Below are 1,166 nucleotides of genomic sequence, written 5' to 3'. Positions count from 1 at the left end.
TGGTAGGTGCTGACCCAGCATCTGAAGTGTACGTTCGAAACAAAACTAACTCTTGCGAACAAGTCGGCTTCAAATCCGAAACGCTGACACTTCCTACTGAAACAAGTCAGGAAGAGCTAGAAAGCCTTATTGACAAATATAATGCCGACGAAACAATCGACGGCATACTGGTTCAGCTCCCTCTGCCTGAACACCTAGACAGCGATCCTTTACTAGAACGTATACGCCCAGATAAAGATGTAGATGGCTTCCACCCTTTTAATATTGGCCGCCTTGCACAAAGAATGCCCCTACTCCGCTCCTGCACCCCAAAAGGCATAATGACTTTATTGGAAACAACAGGACAAACAATCAGAGGCAAAGATGCCGTTATCGTCGGCGCTTCTAATATCGTTGGTCGACCGATGGGCCTTGAGCTATTACTAGCTGGCTGCACTGTCACGACCACTCACCGCTTCACCAAAAACCTGCCCGAGAAGATATCTCAGGCCGACATCGTAGTCGTTGCCGCCGGCAAACCTGGCTTAGTAAAAGGTGAATGGATTAAGCCTGGCGCAATTGTTATCGACGTGGGTATTAACCGTTTGGACGATGGCCGCTTGGTGGGTGATATTGAATTTGATGTCGCGCAAGAGCGCGCTGGCTGGATTACACCTGTTCCTGGCGGTGTAGGCCCCATGACAGTTGCAACGCTGATGGAAAATACGCTTTATGCAGCGAATGAGCTGCATAGCTAAGTTGAAGCAAGCCTGTAGGAAGAGGTCTCCGTACCTCCCTGGCGGACTGGCACAAAGTTTCTATGAAGCACCGCATTAGCGAGAGGTAGAACCCTCTGCCTACAAAAGAATATATACCAAACTCCACGTAGGCGGGGCCTCCGGCCGCGCGAACGAAACCGCTAGGCTATCTGATACACCGTGGAAAGACTTGCGCCCCGAGACGGGCCGCCTACAACTACAAACGCGCTATCTCGACAGTCACTTGTAGGCAGATGTCTCCGTGCCTCGCTGGCGGACTGGCACAAAGTTTCTATGAAGCACCGCATTAGCGAGGGGTAGAACCCTCTGCCTACGATTGAGTTTATTAGTGATTAAGAGCGGCGCCAGCTGGTACCATCTTTACTATCATCTAAGGTAATGCCCTGCTCTAACAACAGATCACGAATT

The 1,166-nt window shown here is 50.4% G+C and carries 1 protein-coding gene; it reads left to right on the top strand.

What is annotated here, in order from left to right:
* On the top strand, positions 1–737 hold a 737-nt coding region (gene folD, locus A3766_RS20095; protein ID WP_068642855.1), incomplete at its 5' end, for a bifunctional methylenetetrahydrofolate dehydrogenase/methenyltetrahydrofolate cyclohydrolase FolD.
* Between the last annotated feature and the right edge of the window lie 429 nt (positions 738–1,166).

The organism is Oleiphilus sp. HI0132, from assembly GCF_001635845.1.
This window is presented reverse-complemented; position numbering and strand designations above follow the sequence as displayed.